Raw genomic sequence first — 22,336 nt, forward strand, 5'->3', positions numbered from 1 at the left:
TCACTATTGAATCCTGATTTGCCAACCTAACAGGATTGGAGGTGAAATCCAAATGGAAACCAATTCATCATGTGACTGCGCCATCGAGATCAGCCAGCAGTTTGCCCGCTGGCAGGCCCGCCAGGGGGGCGGCGAGGTCTACCAGAGCTCCCTGATGAGTGCCCTGCTGGCGGGGGTTTACGAGGGAGAGACCACCATGGCCGACCTGCTGCGCCACGGTGACTTCGGCCTCGGGACCTTCAACCGGCTCGATGGCGAGCTGATTGCCTTCGAGCGCCAGATCCACCAGCTCAAGGCTGACGGCTCGGCCCGCCCGGCCCGCGCCGAACAGAAGACCCCGTTTGCGGTGATGACCCACTTTCGCCCCTGCCTGCAGCGGCGCTTCGATCATCCCCTGAGCCGCGAGGAGATCCACCAGTGGGTGGATCGGTTGGTGGGCACCGACAACGTCTTCGTCGCCTTTCGGCTCGACGGTCTGTTCGATCAGGCGCAGGTGCGCACCGTCCCCTGTCAGAGTCCCCCCTACAAGCCCATGCTGGAGGCCATCGAGGCTCAGCCGCTGTTTTCGTTCAGCCAACGGCGCGGCACTCTGGTCGGTTTTCGTTGCCCGCCCTTCGTGCAGGGGATCAACGTGGCCGGCTATCACGAGCACTTCATCACCGAGGATCGCCGGGGTGGCGGCCACATCCTCGACTACGCCATGGGCCACGGCCAGCTGCAGTTGTCGGTGGTGCAACACCTCAATATCGAACTGCCCCGCAATTTGGCCTTTCAGCAGGCTGACCTCAATCCCGCCGATCTGGACCGCGCCATCCGCGCCGCCGAAGGCTGAGCCCTTCGTTTAACAAGGAGTGACATCATGGAAAATCAACACTGGGCCTGTGGGGCCGAACTGGTGGTGCGTCATCTGGAGGCGCAGGGGGTCAAGCAGGTATTCGGCATTCCCGGGGCCAAGATCGACAGGGTATTCGATGCGCTGGAGGACTCCCCCATCGACACCATAGTGGTGCGTCACGAAGCGAATGCCGCCTTCATGGCCGCCGCCGTCGGCCGGCTGACCGGCAAGGCCGGGGTGGCGCTGGTGACCTCGGGGCCGGGCTGCGCCAACCTCATTACGGGTCTTGCCACCGCCACCTCGGAAGGGGATGCCATGGTGGCGCTGGGCGGTGCCGTGCGGCGGGCCGACGGCCTCAAGCTGACCCACCAGAGCCTGGATACCGTCAGCCTGTGCCGGCCGGTCACCAAGTTCAGCGCCCAGGTGGGCACCGGTTCGGCCCTCTCCGAGGTGATGGCCAACGCCTTTCGCAGCGCCGAGCTGGGGCGGCCCGGGGCGGCCTTCGTCAGCCTGCCGATGGACATCATCAACGAGCCGACCGACGGCGCCATTCTGGTGCCGAGTGCCATCCCGGAGCCGGGGGCGGCCGACGAGCGCGGCATCGATCGGGCGCTGAGCTTGCTGACGCAGGCTCGCAAGCCGGTGGTGCTGCTCGGCCTGCTGGCCAGCCGGCCGGAGAACTCCCTCGCGGTGCGCGCCTTCCTCGACAAGAGCCGGTTGCCGGTGACGGGGACCTATCAGGCGGCCGGGGTGGTGGATACCCACCATTTCGATGACTTCGCCGGGCGGGTGGGGCTGTTTAACAACCAGCCGGGGGACAAACTGTTGCAGGATGCGGATCTGGTGGTCTGCATCGGTTACAGCCCCATCGAATACGACCCCGTGCTGTGGAATGGCACCGGCGAGCGCCAGCTGCTGCACATCGATGCGCTGCCGGCGGAGATCGACAGCAGCTACTGCCCGGCGGTGGAGCTGGTGGGCTCCATCAGCGCCAACCTGGCGCGGCTGACCCGGATGCTGCACCAGCCGCTGGCGCGGGATCCGGCCATTACCGCGCTGCTCGGCGAGATCCGTGCCCAGCGCCATCAGCTCGCCGAACATGCCGGCCGGCTGGGAGGCACCCCCATCCATCCGCTGCGCATCGTCAAGGAGCTGCAGGACATCATCGGGCAGGACATGACCCTGTGCGTGGACATGGGTAGCTTCCACATCTGGATTGCCCGTTACCTCTACAGCTTCCGGGCCCGCCAGGTGCTCATCTCCAACGGCCAGCAGACCATGGGGGTGGCGCTGCCCTGGGCCATAGGTGCGGCCATGGTGCGGCCGGGGGAGAAGATCATCTCGGTGTCCGGTGACGGCAGCTTCATGCAGTCGAGCATGGAGCTGGAGACCGCGGTGCGGCTCAAGTCCAACATAGTGCACATCATCTGGGTCGATAACGGCTACAACATGGTGGCGATGCAGGAGGAGAAAAAGTACTGCCGCAGCTCCGGAGTGAGTTTTGGCCCCATCAACTTCAAGGCCTATGCCGAGTCGTTCGGGGCAGCCGGGTTTGCCGTCACCTGCGCCGAGGATCTGCGACTGACCCTGCGTGCCGCCATGGCGGTGAGCGGGCCGGCGGTGGTGGCCATCCCGGTGGATTACAGTGACAACCACCTGCTGATGGAGCAGCTCAGGCCCGAAATGCTCAGTTGAGCCGGGTCTGAGGGGGCGGGCTGCTTGCAGTCTGCCTCAAAGCAGAGCGCCCCTTGCCAATCGGCAAGGGGCGCTCTGTCATTGCGAGAGGGCAATTTACTCAGGGCATGAGCGAGGGGGGCAACACCATGGGGCCGGCCACCGCATGGGCGGCTTCGTCACCGCGCAGCACCCGCACCAGCTCGAGGGCGAACTCGATGGCGCTGCCCGGCCCCTGGCTGGTGATCAGGCGATGGGCCTGATCGGTCACCACCCGAGCCATGCTGAGCTGTGCCGCAGGCAGGCGGGCCTGAAAACCGGGATGGCAGGTGGCACTGGCATCCCCCAGCAGAGCATGGTGCTGCAGCACCACGGCGGGAGCGGCGCAGATGGCTGCTCGCCAGCGCTGCGCTGCCGCCTGCTCCTTGAGCAGGGCGATGGCGCGCGGCGTATCGCGGATAACCTCGCTGCCGGGCAGGCCGCCCGGCACGACGATGGCCTCGAACACCTGGTCAGCCAGCTCGTCGAGGTGGCAATCCGCCACCAGCTGCACCCCGCGGGAGGCGCGGATCTGGCGCTGCCCGGCGGGGCAGCAGGAGGCGAGCACCACCTCGATGGCCCCGCGCACCAGGGTATCGACGATGGTGACCGTCTCGATCTCTTCCGACCCGGGGGCCACCAGTACCAGTACGCTCATCCGTTGCTCCTTGCGTTGGCGAGCCCGCCGGGCTCACTGCTTCTCTTTGATGGCCTGATAGAGACCCTGATTGACCGGCACCGCGATGCCGTGGCTGGCAGCCCGGGCCAGCAGGAAGCCGGTGATGGCCTCGATCTCGGTCTCGCGCCCCTGCTCCATGTCCTGATACATGGAAGAGTAATTGTCGGCGGTGAGCTCCACCACCGTCATGACCCGGCGCAGCAGTTCGTCGCTGCCGGTGGGCTGGCCCTCGGCCTGCATCACGTCCGCCACTTCCACGCAGATCTGCTGCAGGGCATCGGCAAAGCGCGGGCCGGCCAGCTCGCCATTCTTGAGCTTGTAGAGCGCGGTGAGCGGGTTGATGGCGCAGTTGACCGCCAATTTCTGCCACTGGCGCGCCTGGATCTGTTCATCCCAGCCGGCCTGGCCGAGGGCCGCCGCCAGATCGTCAGCCAGGGCGGCGTGGGCTCTGGCCGCCTCGTTGACCGGGCCGAGCCAGGTTTCGCCCTTGCCGGTGTGGCGGAACACGAAGTGGCCGCTCTGCATGGCGCCATGGCTGGTGACGCCAGCGATGATCGGATTGTGCGGGAACAGGGTGACTACCTGCTCGGCGATCCCCATGCCGTTGTGCAGCAGCACGATGGGCACGTCGGTCGCCAGCTGGCCCACCAGCGGTGTTAGCGCCTCGATGACCTGACCGGCTTTGGTCATCACCAGCAGCCGTTTGACTTGGCCGGGCTGGCTGATGAAACCGCGCTCGATGTTGATGAGCTGGGTGTGGCCCTCCAGCGAGGTGAAGTCGATGCCTGGGTGCAGGGTGGAGCGGTGGCGCTCGCGCAGCAAGACGCGAGTGGCCTGGCCGCTTTGAGTCAACAGGGAGGCGAAGACGCCGCCCAGGGCGCCGCAGCCCAGCAGTGTCCATTGGGGGGAGGAGGTGTGTCGACTTTGTGTCAGGTTGTAATCGCGTGATCCGCTTGGCATGGAGAGACTCAATCAAGGTAGGGGCTGCATTCCAGTCAACCGCCTGCCGGGGATAAGTGAAGATGTCGCCTGGCGGACACCAGAAACGAGTTCATCATCTTGCTGCGAGGTCGTGATCAAGGCTTGTATGAGACTTGCTTATAGGAAACTGGCAGCTGGTGTATTCATATACAAGCCGGTTCCTGAGTAGCACTTTGCCTTGCGGGCGACCTCTCGCGGCAGGTCATGAACAGGTTCTAACGGGTCTCGCCATTCCTGTGCGCAGGGGATTCTAGCAGAGCAGCCCCATCGAAATCAGCAAATTTGCCGTAATTCTGGTAGATTTGCCCCCTTATAGCGCAACATGAGGAGCCCACTATGCCGTCATTCGATATTGTCTCTGAAGTCAAAATGAACGAGGTGTTGAACGCCGTCGACAACGCTAATCGTGAACTGGCGACCCGTTTCGATTTTCGTGGTGTCGAAGCCAGCTTCGAATTGAACAAGGAAGAGGTCAAGCTGGAGGCCGATGCCGATTTCCAGCTCAAGCAGATGGTCGAGATCCTGCGCGCTGCCCTGCTCAAGCGCAACATCGAGAACAGCTCCATGGACGTGGGTGACAGCGTTCACTCCGGCAAGCGCTTCCACCTGACCGTGAAGTTCAAGCAGGGGATCGACAAAGAGATCGCCAAGAAGCTGGTGAAGCTGATCAAGGATTCCAAGATCAAGGTACAGGCCGCCATTCAGGGCGATGAAGTGCGCGTCACCGGCAAGAAGCGTGACGATCTGCAGGAGACCATGGCCTTGGTGCGCGGCGCCGAGCTGGGTCAGCCGATGCAGTTCCAGAATTTCCGCGACTGATGACGGCCGGGGGAGGGCTCGGCTCTCCCCTGTTGCCGGCAGCAAGCCATAAAAAAACCGGAGCAGCTGCTCCGGTTTTTTGTATCCCTGATACCCGTTCGATTAGAACTTGTAGGTAACGGAGAAGTAGTGGCTGAAGCCAGAGCTCTTCCACGGGGTACCGTCGTAGGCAGTGGAGCCATCTTTGGTGCCGTAGGCATCCATGAAATACTTCAGGCCGTAACCGACGGCGTAGCGGTCGGAGTGCCAGTAGATACCGTGGAAGGTAGCCAGGTTGTCGCTGGTACGGTCAGCACGGTTGTGGGTGTCCAGATCGAAGGCGTAGTCCAGGTAGCCCTGGTAGGAGACGAAGCTGCCGTTGCTGAAGGTGTAGAAAGGTTTGAACCAGTTCATGGCGAACCAGTAACCGTTCCACTCACCTTCTTCTTCAGCAAAGAACTGGTTTTCGGTAGAGTGGCGAGCATACAGGTTCATGCCTACTTTGCCGAACCAAGGCACTTGCACATCGGCACCCAGACCAATCATGTTCTCCATCTGGTGGTCACCGATGTTGTTCAGGGAGGCGATGTAAACCTCTTGCACCGGGCCGAAGGAGAGATCTTTACCAGTCAGCGCATCCAGAGACATGCGTGGCGCAAACTTCATGAACAGGTTCTGATCGCGGTGCTTGTTGCTGTGACGGGAGTCGAAGATATCGAAGACGTCGACGTAACCGTACAGGTCGAACAGACCGGAGCGCCCACCGAATTCCATTTCGAAGTAGGTGTCGTTGTAATCTTCAGCACCGGTGGTGAAAGGACGTTGGTCGATGGTGTGCATGACGTTGAACTGCATCCACTTGTAGTCATTCTTGTGGATGTCACCGCTGTAGTCAGCAGCGAAGGCCGGGGTAGCGGCGGCAGCCAGCAGACCGGCAGCGATCAGAGTCTTGGTAAATTTGGCCATTTTATTGGTCTCTTGTGCGTTAGTTGAGGTTTTCCGTAGCCTGCCCACAAGGAGCGGAAGGGATTCTAGCCAAATAAATTCATCGGAGAAACCAGCACCGGGGAACTTTATTCGGAAGTGTGAATCTAATCACCCCCAACTTTACGCAAACGCTTGCTATTTATCCGATTGCGATAGCAAGGATCTTCCTCGTTTGGCAACCAGCACGATCAGGATCAGCACCGGAATACCGAGCAGGCTGGTGCTGATGAAGAAGCTGCTGTAGCCGAACTGTTCGACGAAACGGCCGGAAAAACCCGCCAGCAGCTTGGGCAGCAGCAGCATGACCGAGCTGAACAGGGCGTACTGGGTGGCGGAGAAGGCCACATTGGTCAGGCTCGACAGATAGGTCACGAAGGCGGCTGTGGCGATGCCGGCACTGAGGTTGTCCAGCGAGATGATCAGGGTCAGCAGCTCGAGGTTGTGGCCCACCTCGTTGAGCAGGGCGAACAGCAGGTTGGTGCTGGCGGTGAGCAGGGCGCCGAGGAACAAAATGCGCAGGGTGCCAAAGCGCATCACCAGCACACCACCCAATGCGGCTCCCACCAGGGTCATGATGACCCCGTACACCTTGGTGATGGTGGCCACCTCGGTCTTGCTGAACTGCATGTCCACGTAGAAGCTGTTGGACATCACCCCCATCACCACGTCCGAAATGCGATAACAGGCGATGAGCCCCAGGATCAGCAGGGCCGAACCGCCGTAACGGCGGAAGAAGTCGGCAAACGGGCACCAGATGGCTTCGTGGCTCCAGGCGCCGAGCCCGGCCAGCGAAGCGGGCCAGCCACGAGCAAGCAGCAAGGCCTTGTGGGCCGCCTGCTGCTCATTCTGGCTGGCAAGGTCGATCACCGGTTCGTGACAACAGAGGGTGGTGATGACACCGAGGGACATCAATCCCGCCATCAGCAGATAGGTGAGTCGCCAGCCGTTATAGTCATAACCGCTGTTGCTGCCGAGCCAGGCCGCCAGCGCCAGTGCGCCGGCGCCGGCCATGATCATCGCCAGCCGGTAACCTGTCATGTAGGAAGCCGCCATGGCCGCCTGCAGCCGCTCGGGGGCCGACTCGATGCGATAGGCGTCGATGACGATGTCCTGGGTGGCAGAGGCAAATGCCACCAGCAGGGCGAACAGGGCCAGCTGGGCGAGCTGGGTCTTGGGATCGCAGAAGGCCATGCCCACCAGCGAGGCGGCGATCAGCAACTGGGAGAACAGCATCCAGCTGCGGCGCCGGCCCAGCCAGCGAGAGAGCAGCGGGAGCGGCAGCCGGTCCACCAGTGGTGACCACAGCCACTTGAAGCCGTAGGCCAGCGCCACCCAGCTCATGTAGCCGATGTCGGTCAGGCTGACATCCGCTTCGCGCAGCCAGAACGACAGGGTGCCGAACACCAGCAGCAGCGGCAGGCCGGAAGAGAATCCCATGGCAAACAGGATGAGAACCCGAGTCTCAAGGTAGACGGCGAGCGAGTCTCGCCAGCTCGGTGTACGGACAGTGTTCAAATACCTGACTCCTCTGGGAAAATTGCGCCATTTTGTCAGGTTCGAGAGGGATAGCCAAGGCAAGCCGGGGGTGGCGTTGCGCGATTCAGGGGCGCAGGCCGATGCAGTGGCGCGGCAGCGGCCCGTCCGTGGTCAGGTAATTGGCGCACTCCATCAGCTGCAGGCGCAACCAGACGTCGGCGATGATCTGCTGTTCATCCCATTGATGCAGGCTGTGCAGCAGGTGCCAGAATACCCCCTCCTGCTCGGAGGCCGGGGTCTTGTCGGCGGGAACCTGGGGCAGATCCTGCCAGTGGGACAACAGCTGCCAGCTCAGATCTTCCAGCTGTTGATAGGGGATCTCTCGTGCCAGAAAGTGACGAACCGTCTGGGCCAGCGGGATGGCATGCTGGGCGATGTAGTCATTGCAGGTCACCGGAACCTCCTTCTCCTCTTGTGGGCCTAGTCCCGAACAGCGGGGCAAGGCCAGAGTATAGAAAGGGGCGCCGGCGACCCAGCGCGCGGGGTGGCGGAATGTGATCTGCTCCGCGTTATTTGTCTGCCAGCAGCACCACTTTCTTGAGGATGATGGGGCTGGTGGGCACGTCATTGGCACGCAGGATCGGGCTGTAACCGGTCTGCACCTGGGCCAGCTTGTCCAGCACCTCCATGCCCTGCACCACCTGGCCGAACACGGTATAACCGGCGCCGGCATTGGCGTTGAGGTTGTTGTTGTCAACCAGGTTGAAGTAGAACTGGCGAGTGGCACTGTCGACCGCCTGGGTGCGGGCCATGGCGATGCTGCCGCGCTTGTTGGGTAGGCCGCCCTTGGACTCGTTGACCACGGGATCGAAGGTCGGCAGTTGCTGGAACTGCTGGTTGTAGCCGCCCCCCTGCACCACGAAGTCCTGGATCACCCGGTGGAAGATGCTGCCGTCATAGCTGCCATCCGCCACGTAGCGCAAGAAGTTCTTCACCGTCTGCGGCGCCTGTTTGGACGCCAGTTCCACCACGATATTGCCGTGGTTGGTCTCCATCCTGACCTTGGGGCCGGCGAATGCCAGCGGGGCGATCAGCATGGCCAGTAACCAGAGTTTTTTCATCTATCCGCTCCTCGCTCAGCTTGGCTGACCCTTGAGATAACCGCGCAGGGCGTTGTCCGCCATGATCTGCTGCAGCAGGCTGCCCAGCTGCTGGTTCAGGATGGATTCCAGCTCGGCCATGCTCGGCTCACCCGGGCCTTCCTTGCTGGAGGACATGTTGAACTGCTTGGTCAGCTTGCTGCCCTGGAAATCGGCGATCACCTGCAGGCTGACGCGGGACTTGGTGACATAGGTGAAGGTCTTCTCTTCCACCGTGACCGCAGCGCTGGAGATGGCCAGGGTCAGGTTGGTGGTACCGCTGTTGCCCACTTCCAGCCCCTGGCTGCGCAGCCCTTCCGCCAGCTTTTCGGCCAGCAGGTTGTTGAGCGGCTGTTCGCTGTTGACCAGCACGGCAGCCTTCTCTTTCTTCTTGATGGAGAAGACGTAGGCGGCTTCACGCTTGTCCACCCCTTCCAGGGTGATGCGGTTGCCGGAGTAGTACTGCTGATTGGAGGGGATCACCTGCGGGTTGAGCAGGGCGGTCTCCGGCCAGTGAGTCGCACAACCACCCAGCATCAGGGCGGCCAGCAGCAAGAGTGACTTTTTCATCATGGGTTTCCTTTAGCTTTCTGTTTAGCGTTTGATGGCTTTCAAAATAACGAATTTGCTGTTCGACGCAACGACTTGTGCGTTGGCAAACAGGCGCTTGAGCTTGTTGTGATAATCCAGGTGACGGTTGCCTACTATCCAGAGTTCGCCGCCCTTGGGCAACACCCGATGGGCATCGCTGAACATCTGCCAGGCGATATGGTCGGTGATCGCCTGCAACTGGTGGAACGGCGGGTTGCAGAGGATCCGATCCACCGAGCCGACCGCCACGCCGTCGAGACAGTTGTTGACCAGGAAGTGGGTGCGGGGCAGGGCAGCCGGCAGATTGTGTTCGACGTTGAGCCGGGCCGAGGCGACCGCCATGTGGGACTCGTCGATGAAGGTCACCTCCACCTCGGCGTCCCGAGCCAGCAGGGAGAGCCCCAGCACGCCGTTGCCGCAGCCCAGATCGATCACCTTGCGGGCGCTGTGGATCGGCAGGTTGTCCAGCATGAAGCGGGCGCCGATGTCCAGGCTGGTGCGTGAAAACACGTTGGCGTGGTTGTGGATGAGCATGTCGGTGCCCTCCAGCGGCCAGACCGTGGGAAAGGGATTGGCCAGCGCGGGCCGTTCGGCGGGCGTAGCGGCCGGGGTGCAGTGGATGAGGCGGGCCTTCTTCCAGGCCAGCGAGGTGCGGGTCGGCCCCAGGTATTTTTCAAACAGCGCCAGAGTGGAGCTGTGGATGTCCTTGGCCTTGCCGGCGGCGATGACGCGGGTGGCGGGGGTGGCCACCTGGCGCAGGGCCAGCAGTTGCTGCTCCAGCAGCGCCTGATACTTGGAGACCTTGATCACTACCAGCGCGGGGGCATCGGGCAGGGAGGCCAGTGCATCCAGCAGGCGGATGGCATGGGGATCCAGGCCGTTCTCCGCGAGGTTGGCCAGGGTGGCCTGCTCGCTGATATGGGAGTCGGTCACGCTGACGGGAGCGTGGCCGTGCAGGTAGGCGGCCAGCGCGCCGAAGCCGTCGTTCATGATGATGACCGGGCCGTCGCGCTCGAGGGGCTCCTCGGCCAGGGTGTTGATCAGATATTCGTCTGCGGCGTCCCAGGCCTGCAACGGATCCTGGAGCTGGCGTGGATAGCGATACAGGGTCAGGCGACAATGGGCCGTGTCGAGAAGGGTTTGCATAGGCGAAGTGTCCAGCTGATTCATGTAACGGGCGCCGACGGGGCGCAAAGTGGCGCTATTCTAGCGGGGGCGGAGAATTTCACCAGTCCCGGCCGCCACGGCAGCGGGGGAAAAGCGTGTCATTTTCCCGTTCTGGACGATTTCGTCATCCGGCCAACCCTGGCTACAATGGCCGGACATCCACTTTGGGAGTTTTGCTCGTGACCATGCAACAACAGATCGAGGCCAAGCTGGCCGCCGCCTTGTCCCCCAGCCATCTGGAAGTGATCAACGAAAGCTACATGCACCGGGTGGCACCGGGCTCCGAGAGCCACTTCAAGGTGGTGGTGGTGAGCCAGGCGTTCGAGGGGCAGCGGCTGCTGGGGCGTCATCGCCAGGTCAACGGAGTGCTGGCCGAAGAGTTGGCGGGGGCCATTCATGCATTGGCGCTGCATACCTATACCGAGCAGGAGTGGCAACAGCGGGAGCAGGCACCGACCACCCCCAGCTGCGTCAGCAAAAACGGCCTCTCCTAAGGCTATTGACGAATTGATTACTCAATCTGCGACTAGTTAACAATTCATAAACGTTTTCCGGTGGCGTCCCTGGCTGTGGAACGGGACGCCAACCTCCCGTCCTGACATCAAGATTTCTAATCCTTTTTTGAACATAAAAACCATTACCCATTTTTGGGTAATAATGGCTAACTCGAAGCCGCGCCTGAGGTTTCGTGAAAAAAAGCCGCGTGATTAAATTTCGATGATTTTGTGATAGAGCGGGGATTTTCCCCATTTTGCATGGCAGGCAACTCGCCATAAGTGGTAAACTCAGGCGCTTTTGAATGACCCTGTATGTTGCTGATTTGTTTGTTTCTTCGACATCATCCCGCAACATCAACGGGCTCATTCAACAACTCGTCGTGATGTATTTCTCGGCGCTAACCAACCTGTCTTCCCTTAACGGTAGTGCAAGTGAGTATGATTACAATTAAAAGAGGACTGGACATCCCCGTGCTGGGTGCTCCGGAGCAAGTAATCTACGATGGCCCGGCCATCACCCGTGTTGCTACACTCGGCGAAGAGTTCGTGGGGATGCGTCCTACTATGTTTGTCAAAGTAGGTGATCGCGTCATTAAAGGTCAGGAGCTCTTCGAAGATAAGAAGAATCCCGGCGTTAAATTCACGGCCCCCGCCACCGGTGTGGTTTCAGAGATCAACCGGGGTGCCAAGCGCATTCTGCAATCCGTTGTCATCGATATCGATGGGTCAGACGAGCAGGTGACCTTCGAGCACTTTGCGTCTGCCGAGCTGGCCAAGCTCGAGCGCAGCAAGGTGCAAGAGATCCTGGTCGCGTCCGGCCAATGGACCGCGTTGCGTACCCGCCCGTTCAGCAAGGTGCCGGCCGTGGGTTCCACCCCTCGCGCCATCTTCGTCACCGCCATGGACACCAACCCGCTGGCTGCCAGTGCGGAGCTGATCATCAAGGAACAGGCCCAGGCTTTCCTCGACGGTCTGGCCGTGCTGACTCGTCTGACCGATGGCACCGTCTACGTCTGCAAGGGCGAGGCGAGCCTGCCGCACGCTTCCCTGGCGCAAGTCAAGGAAGAGGTGTTCGTCGGCCCGCACCCTGCCGGTCTGCCCGGTACCCACATCCACTTCCTGGACCCGGTCGGTACCAAGAAAGTGCAGTGGCACATCAACTATCAGGATGTGATCGCCTACGGCAAACTGTTCACCACCGGTCAGATCTTTACCGACAAGGTGATCGCGCTGGCCGGCCCGAACGTGGTCAAACCGCGTCTGCTGCGCACCCGCATGGGCGCCTGCATCAGCCAGCTGACCAACAACGAGCTGCGTGCGGACGAGAATCGCATCATCTCCGGTTCCCTGCTGAGCGGTGCCAAGGCCGAAGGGGTACATGACTACCTGGGTCGCTACCACAATCAGGTCAGCGTACTGGGTGAAGGTCGCGAGAAAGAGTTCCTGGGTTGGGTCAATCCCAGCGCCAGCAAGTTCTCCATCACCCGTACCACCCTCTCTCACCTGATGAAGGGCAAACTCATCAACTTCACTACCACCACCAACGGTAGTGATCGCTCCATGGTGCCCATCGGCAACTATGAGCGCGTGATGCCGCTCGACATCCTGCCGACCCTGCTGCTGCGGGATCTGGTCTCCGGCGACACCGACAATGCGCAAGCACTCGGCTGTCTGGAGCTGGATGAGGAAGATCTGGCGCTCTGTACCTTCGTCTGCCCCGGCAAGACCGAGTACGGCCCAGTCTTGCGTGAGTGCCTGACCAAGATAGAACTGGAAGGTTAAGCGATGAGTTTCAAGCAACTTCTTGAAAATATGGAACATCACTTCGAGCCGGGTGGCAAGTACGCCAAGTACTATGCCCTGTTCGAAGCGGCGTACACCCTGTTTTATACCCCGGGTTCCGTGACCCGCAATGCCGCTCACGTCCGTGATGCGATCGATTTGAAGCGCATGATGATCATGGTGTGGCTGGCCGTGTTCCCGGCCATGTTCTGGGGCATGTACAACGTCGGCAATCAATCCATCGCTGCCATCGCCCATCTGGGCACGGCTGCCGGTGCCGACACCTGGCAATACACCATCGCCACCCTGCTGGGAGCTTCGCTGGATCCGGCCGTCGCCGGCATCGGCAGCAAGATGCTGATCGGTGCTGCCCACTTCCTGCCCATCTACCTGACCGTGTTCCTGGTCGGTGGCTTCTGGGAAGTGCTGTTCGCCATGGTGCGCAAGCACGAGATCAACGAAGGCTTCTTCGTGACCTCCATCCTGTTCGCGCTGATCGTGCCGCCCGAGTTGCCCCTGTGGCAAGCTGCTCTGGGTATCACCTTCGGTGTGGTGCTGGCCAAGGAAGTGTTCGGTGGTACCGGCAAGAACTTCCTGAACCCGGCGCTGGCGGGTCGTGCCTTCCTGTTTTTCGCCTATCCGGGCCAGATCTCCGGTGATGCAGTCTGGGTTGCCGTCGACGGCTACTCGGGTGCCACCGCGTTGAGCCAGTGGGCCCAGGGCGGCCAGATGGCGCTGATCAACGGTGCTACCGGCCAGACCATCAGCTGGATGGACGCCTTCCTTGGCAACCTGCCCGGTTCCATCGGTGAAGTTTCCACCCTGATGATCCTCATCGGTGCGGCCATGATCGTCTACATGCGGATCGCCTCCTGGCGCATCATCGCCGGCGTGATGATCGGCATGGTAGCGACCTCCCTGCTGTTCAACGTCATCGGTTCCGATACCAACCCCATGTTCAACATGCCGTGGCACTGGCATCTGGTGCTGGGTGGCTTCGCCTTTGGTATGGCCTTCATGGCGACCGATCCGGTCTCCGCTGCCTTCACCAACAAGGGCAAGTGGTGGTATGGCGCCCTGATCGGGGTGATGGTGGTGCTGATCCGGGTGGTGAACCCCGCCTTCCCGGAAGGCATGATGCTGGCCATTCTGTTTGCCAACCTGTTTGCCCCCTTGTTTGACCATTTCGTGGCGCAGGCGAACATCAAGCGGAGGATCGCTCGTGGCGTTTAATAAAGACTCTACTGTCGGCACCCTCACCATAGTGACCGGTCTGTGCCTGGTCTGCTCCATCGTGGTCTCCGTGGCCGCCGTGGGACTGCGTCCGGCCCAGCTGGAAAACCGGGCGCTGGACAAGCAAAGCAACATTCTGTCCGTCGCCGGTGTCGACATCAGCAGCGTGGCCAAGCGCGATCTGGCCCAGCTGTATGGTGACAAGATTGAAGCGCGTCTGGTCGATTTGACTACCGGTGAGTTCGTTGACGGCGATGCCGACAACTTCGATACCAAGCTGGCGGCAAAAGACCCGGCCAAGAGCATTCGTCTGGCTCCGGCCGACGACAAGGCCGGCCTGCGTCAAATCTCCAAACTGATCCCGGTGTTCTTCGCGAAAGATGCCGAGGGCAAGGTCGACAACATCATCCTGCCGATCTACGGCCAGGGTCTGTGGTCCACCATGTACGCCTTCGTGGCGGTCGCGGCCGATGGCCAGACCATCAAGGGCATCACCTACTATGACCACGGTGAAACCCCGGGTCTGGGCGGCGAAATCGAAAATCCGGCCTGGCGCGAGCTGTTCGTCGGCAAGAAGCTGTTCGATCAGGATGGCATGCCGGCACTGCGGGTGATCAAGGGTCATGCTCCGGCTGGTTCCGAGCATGAGATCGACGGCCTGTCCGGCGCGACCCTGACCGGTAACGGCGTACAGCATACCTTCGACTTCTGGATGGGTCCCAAGGGCTTCGGTCCTTTCCTGGCCAAGGTTCGTGCAGGAGAAATCAACAATGGCTGACAAGAGCGAAATGAAAAAGTTGCTGTTGACGCCTGTGCTCGGCAACAACCCCATTGCACTGCAGGTGCTGGGGGTCTGTTCCGCGCTGGCCGTTACCAGCCAGATGAAGACGGCGTTCGTGATGACGCTGGCCGTTACCGCGGTCACCGCCTTCTCCAACCTGTTCATCTCCCTGATCCGCAACCAGATCCCGAACAGCGTGCGGATCATCGCCCAGATGGCGGTGATTGCCTCGCTGGTTATCGTGGTTGACCAGGTGCTCAAGGCGTATGCCTACGACATCTCCAAGCAGCTGTCGGTGTTCGTCGGCCTCATCATCACCAACTGTATCGTGATGGGTCGCGCCGAAGCCTATGCCATGAAGAGTGCCCCGCTGCCCTCCTTCCTGGACGGTATCGGCAACGGCCTGGGTTATGGCGCCGTGCTGCTGACCGTGGCCACCGTGCGCGAGATCCTGGGCTCCGGTACCTGGTTTGGCATCGAACTGCTGCCGCTGGTGAACAATGGCGGCTGGTATGTGCCCAACGGCCTGCTGCTGCTGCCGCCGAGTGCGTTCTTCATCATTGGTCTGATCATCTGGGGCGTGCGCACCAAGGATCCCAAGCAGGTGGAGGCGAAGGATTAAGGTATGGAACACTATATCAGTCTGTTGATTCGCTCGATCTTCATCGAGAACCTGGCGCTCTCCTTCTTCCTGGGGATGTGTACCTTCCTGGCGGTGTCCAAGAAGGTCAAGACCGCCATGGGCCTGGGGATCGCCGTTATCGTGGTTCAGACCGTGGCCGTCCCGGCCAACAACCTGATCTACAACTACGTCCTCAAGGACGGTGCCCTGGTTTCCGGCCTGGACTTAAGCTTCCTGAGCTTCATCACCTTCATCGGGGTGATCGCGGCACTGGTGCAGATCCTGGAGATGGCGCTGGACAAGTACTTCCCGGCTCTCTACAACGCGCTCGGTATCTTCCTGCCGCTCATCACAGTGAACTGCGCCATCTTCGGTGGCGTCTCCTTCATGGTGCAGCGTGACTACAACTTCGTTGAGTCCGTGGTCTATGGCGTGGGTTCGGGTGCCGGCTGGATGCTTGCCATCGTCGCGATGGCGGGGATCCGCGAGAAGATGAAGTATTCCGATGTTCCGGAAGGCCTGCGTGGCCTTGGCATCACCTTCATCACCGCGGGTCTGATGGCGCTGGGCTTCATGTCCTTCTCTGGTATTTCCCTGTAATCGGAAAGGAAATATAGATGGAAATTATTCTGGGTGTGGTCATGTTCACCGTGATCCTGCTGGCCTTGGTGGCAGTCATTCTGTTCGCCAAGTCCAAGCTGGTGACCGCCGGTGACGTGACAATCAGCATCAACGGCGACCCGGCCAAGGCTGTGACCAGCCCGGCGGGTGGCAAGCTGCTCGGCGTGCTGGCCGGCAGCGGTATCTTCGTCTCCTCCGCCTGCGGCGGCGGCGGCTCCTGTGGTCAGTGCAAGGTACGGGTGAAATCTGGCGGCGGCGATATCCTGCCGACCGAGCTGGATCACATCAGCAAGGGCGAAGCCCGTCACGGCGAGCGTCTGGCCTGTCAGGTCACCGTTCGTTCCGACATGGACATCGAACTGCCGGAAGAGATCTTCGGGGTGAAGAAGTGGGACTGTACCGTCATCTCCAATGACAACAAGGCCACCTTCATCAAGGAGCTCAAGCTGCAGATCCCGGATGGCGAGAGCGTACCGTTCCGCGCCGGTGGTTATATCCAGATCGAAGCGCCGGCTCACCACGTGCAGTACAAGAACTTCGATATTCCCGAGGAGTATCGCGGTGACTGGGATCGCTTCAAGATCTTCGAGCTGGAGTCCAAGGTCAACGAGCCGATCATTCGTGCCTACTCCATGGCCAACTATCCGGAAGAGTTCGGCATCATCATGCTGAACGTGCGGATCGCGACCCCGCCGCCGAGCAACTGGACTGCCCCTCCCGGCCAGATGTCCTCCTACATCTTCAGCCTGAAGGCTGGCGACAAGGTGACCATCTCCGGTCCGTTCGGCGAGTTCTTCGCCAAGGACACCGATGCCGAGATGGTGTTCATCGGTGGTGGTGCCGGTATGGCGCCGATGCGTTCCCACATCTTCGATCAGCTGCGCCGTCTGAAGACCAAGCGCAAGATGAGCTTCTGGTACGGTGCCCGTTCCAAGCGCGAGATGTTCTATGTCGAAGACTTCGACATGCTGCAGGCCGAGAACGACAACTTCCAGTGGCACGTCGCCCTGTCTGATCCGCAACCGGAAGACAACTGGGACGGCTACACCGGCTTCATCCACAACGTGCTGTTCGAGAACTATCTCAAGAACCACGAGGCGCCGGAAGATTGCGAGTTCTACATGTGCGGGCCTCCCGTGATGAACGCTGCCGTCATCAACATGCTGAAAAACCTCGGTGTTGAAGACGAAAACATACTGCTGGATGACTTTGGTGGTTAATCAATGCACAGTGTTGTAAAGACCTGGCTAGCCTTCGGGCTAGCCTTTTTCTTGACTGGGTGCGGTCAGGAACAAACGGTCCAATCGAAGCCGGAGATCCATATCACCGGCAGCACCATGGGTACCTATTACTCCATCAAGGTGGCGGACAGCGTCATCACGGATCCCGCCAAGTTCCAGGCCGAAGTCGATGTGCTGCTGGAGCGGGTCAACGATCAGATGTCGACCTACCGCCCGGATTCCGAGCTGTCGCGCTTCAACCAGCATCGCGGCTCGACGCCGGTGGTGGTCTCCCGCGATACCGCGCGGGTGGTGACCGAGGCCATTCACATTGGCCGTGAGAGCCGTGGGGCGCTGGACGTCACCGTCGGCCCCTTGGTCAATCTGTGGGGCTTCGGGCCCGATGCCAGGCCGACCAAGATGCCTTCCGACGAGCTGATCACCCAGACCCGCCAGAAGACCGGGCTCGGCAATCTGCACGTGATCACCTCAGCCGATGCCGATACCCTGCAAAAGGACATCCCGGATCTCTACGTGGATCTCTCCGCCATCGCCAAGGGTTTTGGGGTCGACAAGGTGGCCGAGTATCTGGAGTCCATGGGCTCGCGCAACTATCTGGTGGAGATCGGCGGCGAGCTGCGGATCAACGGCGTCAACGGCAAGGGGCACCCCTGGCGCGTCGCCATCGAGAAGCCGACCGCCAACGCCGGTTCGGTGCAGGAAGTGATCGTGGCCGGTGACAACGGGGTGGCTACCTCGGGCGAGTACCGCAACTATTACGAGCTGGATGGCAAGCGCTTCTCCCACACCATTGATCCCATGACCGGCAAGCCGATCCAGCATCGGATGGTGTCGGTGACCGTCATTCACCCCTCCTGCATGACCGCAGACGGGCTGGCGACCGTGTTCATGGTGCTCGGGCCCGAGAAGAGCCTGGCCTATGCCAAGGAGCGGGGTTTGGCTATCTTCGTGATCACCAAGACGGATGATGGCTTCGAGGAGTCCTACTCCGATGCCTTCAAACAGTATCTGGTTAGAAAATAAGGGGCGGTAACATGCAGATTTTTTTGATCACCTTCGGGGTATTTCTGGCGGTAGTGGTGGCCATGGCCATCGGTTACATCTTCCAGAAGAAGACCATCTCCGGCTCCTGCGGCGGACTCGGCAGCATAGGTATCGAAAAAGAGTGTGATTGCCCGGAACCCTGTGACAACCGCAAGAAGAAGATGGCCAAGGAAGAGGCCCGTCGCAAGATGCTGGCGGAGAACCGGATCATCTGAGCGGACAGGGCGCCGAGTCGCACTCGCTCCCGTGCCATAACCGACGGGCTGACCTGATGGTCAGCCCGTTTTTTTTTGCAAAAGACTCAGTAGTCGTATTGCTGGCAGGCTTTCTTCTTGAACTCGGCCCGCCAGCGTGCCAGCTCCTCCCGGGTGCCCAGCTCGTCGCCCTGTTTGATGGCCTGTTCCAGCACCGCGATGCGGTCATACAGCCAACTGCACTCGGCGGTCGGGTTGTCCTTGCTGCTGCCCGGCTGTGCCAGCAGGCAGAGCCCCAATCCCAGCCAAGCTATCTTCATCTCACCCTCCTTGCGTGATGTGGTTATCAATGGTGCCTTAAGAGTCTATAGCTGACCCTCATTTCATGCCGATGGCAGAAATGGCAGCACTGGGTTAGCATAGGCGGGTTACCTGTTTATTCGTACAGTAGTATGCGCAAGATCATTCACATCGACATGGACTGCTTCTATGCCGCGGTAGAGATGCGGGACAACCCGGCCCTGCGCGAGGTGCCGCTGGCCATCGGCGGCTCGGCGGACAGGCGCGGCGTCATCTCGACCTGCAACTATGTGGCGCGCCGCTTCGGGGTACGCTCCGCCATGCCGAGCGCTCTGGCTCGCAAGCTCTGCCCGCCACTGGTGCTCATCCCCGGCCGGATGGCGGTCTACAAGGAGGTCTCCCGCCAGCTGCGGGCCATCTTCCTGCGCTACACCGAGCAGGTGGAGCCGCTCTCCCTCGATGAGGCCTATCTCGACGTGACGATGAGTCCCTGTTGTGGCGGCAGTGCCACTCTGATGGCCCGCGAGATCCGCGCCGCGATCAACACCGAGCTGGGGCTAACCGCCTCGGCCGGGGTGGCGCCGAACAAGTTTCTGGCCAAGCTCGCCTCCGAGCAGCGCAAGCCGGACGGCCTGTTCGTGATCCGCCCGCAGGAGGTGGATGAGTTCGTGCGCCAGCTGCCGCTTGGCAAGTTGCCTGGCATCGGCCGCAAGACCGCGGATCGGCTGGAGTCGCTCGGCCTTTACTCCTGCGAAGATGCCCGCCAGCTCGGCAACGAGGAGCTGATCGCCCGTTTCGGCAAGCTCGGGGAGATGCTGGCCGGGCGGATCTGGGGCCACGACGAGCATCCGGTGCAGGCCCAGCGGGTGCGCAAGACCATAGGGGTGGAGACGACGCTCGCCAGCGACGTGCTGGATGAGGCTGCCTGCTGGCAGGTGCTCCGCCAGCTTATCCCCGAGCTGGAGCAGCGGTTCTCGGTCAGCCATGGCAAGGAGCAGCTGATGGGGCAGGGGATCAAGCTCAAGTTCGCCGATTTTCAGCAGACCACCGTCTACCGGCGCGGCGGTTATCAGCCGGAGCGGTTTCACGATCTGCTGCACGAAGGCTTGCTGCGGGCGCAGGGCAAACCCATTCGGCTACTGGGATTGGTGGTCGGCCTGCCCGCGGCCGGAGAAGTGAACCAACTTGCCCTGGATTTAGCGTGATAAGGTTAAGTTTTTGTTTCTAAAACCGATACACTGATCACATCTGTAAAAAGCTAGGAAATGGTGGCATGAGTTCTCTTTCTGTTCAGGGGCGGATCACCCTGATCGCCGGTTGTTGTTTGTTGGCCAGTGCCGGAGCCTTGGTGGCCTCTTCCCTCTTCAGTGCTGCCAACATGCAGGATCAGGTGCTGACCTCCACCACGGCGGAAGCCCAGAGTGCGGCCGAAAACTGGATGAAGGCGATGGGCTCCGAGCAGGCAGCCAAGGTGACCAGCTATCTGGATGAGGCCTACTTCCGGGCCACCCTGCTGGGGCAGGGGATCCTGTTCCAGCGCAAGAATGCGGCCGACAACTTCGGCTCCTCCGAAACGCTGCGTACCGCCGTCAATCAGCAACTGCACGACGCGGCCGCCTCCTCTGACAACCTGCTCGGCGTCTATGCGGTGTTCGAGCCGGATCAGCTCGACGGTGAAGACAGCAATTATCATGGCTCCAGCGCGCTGGGCTCCAACGATCAGGGCCGCTTCTCCACCTACTGGGCGCGGGTCGACGGCAAGATAGAACCCGAGGTGCAAAACGAATCCGTGCTGGCGGACGAGAGCCCGACGGCGGCCGGCGGGGTGGAGAACGAGTGGTATCGCTGCAGCATCCGCAGCAAGGCGCTCTGTCTGCTGGAACCCTACCTCGATGATGTGGGCTCGCAGAAGGTGTTGATGACCTCGGTGAGCGTGCCCCTGCTGGAGCAAGAGAAGCTGCTCGGCATGGTCGGCGTCGATATCTCGCTGACCGCCCTGCAAAGCCTGGTCAAGGAGATGGATCAGGAGCTCTATGAGGGGCAGGGCAAGGTGCTGCTGGTCAGCAGCCAGGGCCGTGTCGCCGGTGTGGACGGCTTCGATGTCACCCTGGGCAGCCCGCTCGGTCAGCAGTATCAGACCCTGGCCGGCGAGCTGAAGAGCTGGCTGGGTCAGGGGCAGATCAGCAGCCACTGGAGTCCCGACGGCACCCTGCTGCAGACCTTCGTGCCGGTCAAGATGCGGGGCACTGAGCAGAAATGGGGCATCTACATCGAACTGCCGCGCAGCGTGGTGCTGGCGTCGGCCCTTCAGCTGCAGGATGACCTCTCCGGTCAGGCCAGCCGCAGCGTGATGACCCAGCTGCTCATCGGCGGCCTGATCTCGGCGGTCGCACTGATCTGCATCTGGTTGATGGCCCACCAGATAGTGGCCCCCATCCGCGCCGTGGTGGCCCGCCTCAAGGACATTGCCAGCGGCGAGGGGGACCTCACCCAGCGCATCGAGCTGCGTCGTGACGATGAGATTGGCGAGCTGGCCAAGTGGTTCAACAGCTTCTTGAACAAGTTGCAGAGTACCATCAGCCAGGTCATCGATACTGTCGCTGGCACCCGGGCCAGCGCTGAACAGGCCGCCAGTGTTGCTGAACGTACCAGTGCCGGCATGCAGGCCCAGTACCAGGAGGTGGACCTGGTGGCGACCGCGTTCGAGGAGCTGAGCGCTACCGCCTTGCAGGTAGCGGGCAATGCCAACTCGGCGGTGGCCGCGGCCAATCAGGCAGATACGGCGGCGCAGGAGGGCAAGTACGTGGTGGCCGATACCCAGGAGGCGATGCGCAAGCTGATGGCGGTGATCAGCGACGCCAAGCCGGTGGTGGAGCACCTGTCAGCCAACAGCGAGAACATCAATGACATTCTGGTGGTGATCCAGGGGATCGCCGAGCAGACCAACCTGCTGGCGCTCAACGCTGCCATCGAGGCGGCGCGGGCCGGTGAGCAGGGCCGTGGCTTTGCGGTGGTAGCGGACGAGGTGCGCAATCTGGCGGGTCGCACCCAGAACGCCATCGTCGAGATCCAGACCCTCATTGGCCAGCTGCAGTCCGGTACCGAGGCCGTGGTGAAGGCGATCATGACTGGCCACAGCCAGGCGGATCTGACGCTCACCAAGGTGGATTTGTCGGTCAGCGTGCTGGAGCAGATCATCCACGCGGTGGCGACCATCCATCAGATGAACGAGCAGATTGCCAGGGCGGCGCAGGAGCAGAGCGGGGTGGCGGACGAGATCAATCGCAACGTCAGCAACATTCGCGATGTGAGCCACACCATCCGCGCCGAGGCGGCCAGCTCCGCCGAAAACGGGCGCGAGTTGTCGGCACTGGCCGACAAGCAGCAGCAACTGGTGGGGCAGTTCAAGGTATAGGGATAAGAAAAAAGGCGCCATCCAACCGGAGGCGCCAAACACATTCAGATGACAGACTGGGTTAAATCGGTCCGATTTAAACCCCTCTTCCCGCAGAGGAAGAAACACAACACCACAATCGCAGTCCAGTGACTCACAAAAATCACATGTAAACCAACATGGAAGAGAAAAAGTGAGCCATATGACAACGGATTGCGAAGCGAATTATGTTTATTCACTGGTCGACCCGCAACCGACAAA

23 protein-coding genes are annotated in these 22,336 nt (G+C 61.1%); 14 read left to right on the forward strand and 9 right to left on the reverse strand.

Annotation, left to right across the window (positions count from 1 at the left end; genetic code table 11):
- Positions 1 to 52: 52 nt before the first annotated feature.
- Together budA and alsS are read left to right on the forward strand one after the other, a co-directional pair.
- Entirely contained in the window at positions 53 to 832 is a 780-nt protein-coding gene (gene budA, locus R2E40_RS05530) for an acetolactate decarboxylase (protein ID WP_318164964.1), read from the forward strand.
- A 27-nt stretch (positions 833 to 859) separates the two neighbouring features.
- Complete coding sequence (gene alsS, locus R2E40_RS05535) at positions 860 to 2,530, forward strand: acetolactate synthase AlsS (RefSeq protein WP_318164965.1); 1,671 nt, start codon at positions 860 to 862, stop codon at positions 2,528 to 2,530.
- A 100-nt stretch (positions 2,531 to 2,630) separates the two neighbouring features.
- Here alsS and R2E40_RS05540 read toward each other — a convergent pair whose 3' ends face one another.
- Both R2E40_RS05540 and R2E40_RS05545 read right to left on the reverse strand, forming a co-directional pair.
- A complete protein-coding gene (locus R2E40_RS05540) occupies positions 2,631 to 3,206 on the reverse strand; it encodes a DJ-1 family glyoxalase III (protein ID WP_318164966.1) in 576 nt (191 codons plus the stop codon).
- 33 nt (positions 3,207 to 3,239) lie between these two features.
- Entirely contained in the window at positions 3,240 to 4,187 is a 948-nt protein-coding gene (locus R2E40_RS05545; protein WP_043164260.1) for a ketopantoate reductase family protein, read from the reverse strand.
- A gap of 357 nt (positions 4,188 to 4,544) precedes the next feature.
- On the opposite strand from R2E40_RS05545, the gene R2E40_RS05550 reads away from it, so the two are divergent.
- Positions 4,545 to 5,027, forward strand: coding sequence for a YajQ family cyclic di-GMP-binding protein (locus R2E40_RS05550; protein ID WP_016349839.1), 483 nt, complete (start codon positions 4,545 to 4,547; stop codon positions 5,025 to 5,027).
- A 102-nt stretch (positions 5,028 to 5,129) separates the two neighbouring features.
- On the opposite strand, the gene R2E40_RS05555 is transcribed toward R2E40_RS05550, so the two are convergent.
- From R2E40_RS05555 to R2E40_RS05580, 6 genes are all read right to left on the reverse strand, one after another.
- A complete protein-coding gene (locus tag R2E40_RS05555) occupies positions 5,130 to 5,972 on the reverse strand; it encodes an outer membrane protein OmpK (protein ID WP_044799395.1) in 843 nt (280 codons plus the stop codon).
- A 156-nt stretch (positions 5,973 to 6,128) separates the two neighbouring features.
- Positions 6,129 to 7,508: an AmpG family muropeptide MFS transporter gene (locus R2E40_RS05560; protein WP_017408629.1), complete on the reverse strand. Its 1,380-nt coding sequence runs from the start codon at positions 7,506 to 7,508 to the stop codon at positions 6,129 to 6,131.
- Between the two features lie 85 nt (positions 7,509 to 7,593).
- Positions 7,594 to 7,923, reverse strand: coding sequence for a hypothetical protein (locus tag R2E40_RS05565; protein ID WP_017408628.1), 330 nt, complete (start codon positions 7,921 to 7,923; stop codon positions 7,594 to 7,596).
- Positions 7,924 to 8,038: 115 nt separating this feature from the next.
- The gene (locus R2E40_RS05570; protein ID WP_005303575.1) at positions 8,039 to 8,590 is read right to left on the reverse strand and encodes a peptidylprolyl isomerase; all 552 of its coding nucleotides are present in this window, start codon (positions 8,588 to 8,590) and stop codon (positions 8,039 to 8,041) included.
- A 15-nt stretch (positions 8,591 to 8,605) separates the two neighbouring features.
- Positions 8,606 to 9,178, reverse strand: coding sequence for a YajG family lipoprotein (locus R2E40_RS05575; protein ID WP_011705058.1), 573 nt, complete (start codon positions 9,176 to 9,178; stop codon positions 8,606 to 8,608).
- 24 nt (positions 9,179 to 9,202) lie between these two features.
- Positions 9,203 to 10,345: a methyltransferase gene (locus tag R2E40_RS05580; protein WP_318164967.1), complete on the reverse strand. Its 1,143-nt coding sequence runs from the start codon at positions 10,343 to 10,345 to the stop codon at positions 9,203 to 9,205.
- Positions 10,346 to 10,551: 206 nt separating this feature from the next.
- On the opposite strand from R2E40_RS05580, the gene R2E40_RS05585 reads away from it, so the two are divergent.
- The 9 genes from R2E40_RS05585 to nqrM all read left to right on the forward strand — a co-directional run bounded on the left by R2E40_RS05585 (position 10,552) and on the right by nqrM (position 18,402).
- The gene (locus tag R2E40_RS05585; protein ID WP_011705060.1) at positions 10,552 to 10,860 is read left to right on the forward strand and encodes a BolA family protein; all 309 of its coding nucleotides are present in this window, start codon (positions 10,552 to 10,554) and stop codon (positions 10,858 to 10,860) included.
- Between the two features lie 441 nt (positions 10,861 to 11,301).
- Entirely contained in the window at positions 11,302 to 12,645 is a 1,344-nt protein-coding gene (locus R2E40_RS05590) for a Na(+)-translocating NADH-quinone reductase subunit A (RefSeq protein ID WP_318164968.1), read from the forward strand.
- 3 nt (positions 12,646 to 12,648) lie between these two features.
- Positions 12,649 to 13,878, forward strand: a complete 1,230-nt coding sequence (locus R2E40_RS05595; RefSeq protein ID WP_011705062.1) for an NADH:ubiquinone reductase (Na(+)-transporting) subunit B — start codon at positions 12,649 to 12,651, stop codon at positions 13,876 to 13,878.
- The gene (locus R2E40_RS05600; protein ID WP_011705063.1) at positions 13,868 to 14,656 is read left to right on the forward strand and encodes a Na(+)-translocating NADH-quinone reductase subunit C; all 789 of its coding nucleotides are present in this window, start codon (positions 13,868 to 13,870) and stop codon (positions 14,654 to 14,656) included. The genes R2E40_RS05595 and R2E40_RS05600 overlap by 11 nt, the downstream gene beginning before the upstream one ends.
- Positions 14,649 to 15,281 carry an NADH:ubiquinone reductase (Na(+)-transporting) subunit D gene (locus tag R2E40_RS05605; protein ID WP_005303545.1) on the forward strand — a complete coding sequence of 211 codons (633 nt, stop codon included), beginning with the start codon at positions 14,649 to 14,651 and terminating at the stop codon, positions 15,279 to 15,281. The genes R2E40_RS05600 and R2E40_RS05605 overlap by 8 nt, the downstream gene beginning before the upstream one ends.
- Before the next feature lie 3 nt (positions 15,282 to 15,284).
- Entirely contained in the window at positions 15,285 to 15,881 is a 597-nt protein-coding gene (gene nqrE / locus R2E40_RS05610) for an NADH:ubiquinone reductase (Na(+)-transporting) subunit E (RefSeq protein WP_005303538.1), read from the forward strand.
- Positions 15,882 to 15,898: 17 nt separating this feature from the next.
- Positions 15,899 to 17,122: an NADH:ubiquinone reductase (Na(+)-transporting) subunit F gene (gene nqrF, locus R2E40_RS05615; protein ID WP_011705064.1), complete on the forward strand. Its 1,224-nt coding sequence runs from the start codon at positions 15,899 to 15,901 to the stop codon at positions 17,120 to 17,122.
- Between the two features lie 3 nt (positions 17,123 to 17,125).
- Positions 17,126 to 18,166 (forward strand): FAD:protein FMN transferase ApbE, encoded by a 1,041-nt coding sequence (locus tag R2E40_RS05620; protein ID WP_011705065.1) that lies wholly within the window; start codon positions 17,126 to 17,128, stop codon positions 18,164 to 18,166.
- A gap of 11 nt (positions 18,167 to 18,177) precedes the next feature.
- Positions 18,178 to 18,402, forward strand: a complete 225-nt coding sequence (gene nqrM / locus R2E40_RS05625) for a (Na+)-NQR maturation NqrM (protein ID WP_011705066.1) — start codon at positions 18,178 to 18,180, stop codon at positions 18,400 to 18,402.
- A gap of 86 nt (positions 18,403 to 18,488) precedes the next feature.
- Here the strand turns inward: nqrM and R2E40_RS05630 are convergent, their stop codons facing one another.
- Positions 18,489 to 18,701: a hypothetical protein gene (locus R2E40_RS05630; RefSeq protein ID WP_269384003.1), complete on the reverse strand. Its 213-nt coding sequence runs from the start codon at positions 18,699 to 18,701 to the stop codon at positions 18,489 to 18,491.
- Positions 18,702 to 18,833: 132 nt separating this feature from the next.
- On the opposite strand from R2E40_RS05630, the gene dinB reads away from it, so the two are divergent.
- Positions 18,834 to 19,886 (forward strand): DNA polymerase IV, encoded by a 1,053-nt coding sequence (dinB, locus tag R2E40_RS05635; protein ID WP_318164969.1) that lies wholly within the window; start codon positions 18,834 to 18,836, stop codon positions 19,884 to 19,886.
- A gap of 68 nt (positions 19,887 to 19,954) precedes the next feature.
- Positions 19,955 to 22,096 carry a methyl-accepting chemotaxis protein gene (locus R2E40_RS05640; protein WP_318164970.1) on the forward strand — a complete coding sequence of 714 codons (2,142 nt, stop codon included), beginning with the start codon at positions 19,955 to 19,957 and terminating at the stop codon, positions 22,094 to 22,096.
- Positions 22,097 to 22,336: the final 240 nt, after the last annotated feature.

The organism is Aeromonas sp. CD, from assembly GCF_033349375.1.
GTDB lineage: Bacteria > Pseudomonadota > Gammaproteobacteria > Enterobacterales > Aeromonadaceae > Aeromonas > Aeromonas hydrophila.